Source organism: Leucobacter celer subsp. astrifaciens, from assembly GCF_001273835.1.
Classification (GTDB): Bacteria; Actinomycetota; Actinomycetes; order Actinomycetales; family Microbacteriaceae; genus Leucobacter; species Leucobacter celer.
Genome location: NZ_JHEI01000004.1, coordinates 1 through 216 on the forward strand (window position 1 = coordinate 1; position 216 = coordinate 216).

Sequence of the window (216 nt, forward strand, 5' to 3'; positions counted from 1 at the left end):
AGTGGCGGTCGCAGAAGCTGGGGAAAGCGGGCGACACCGTCGTGGGGTGGTTCAAGAAAGGGCGCTACACGCTGACGACGATGATCCGCGAGGCGAAGGCCATCCCCCACCAGATCGACCTGGCCCGGGGCAAGCTCTGTCTCTTATACAACACCGGCGCCGCCCACGCACGGTCTAGTGGTGATTTCGGTGGTGGCCGGTGCTTTTATAAAACAA

At 61.6% G+C, this 216-nt stretch carries 1 protein-coding gene; it reads left to right on the forward strand.

Annotated elements, in window-relative coordinates; genetic code table 11:
- Window positions 1–216, forward strand: a 216-nt coding sequence (locus tag AMS65_RS20050) for a hypothetical protein (protein ID WP_206541933.1), incomplete at both ends; no start/stop codon positions are given.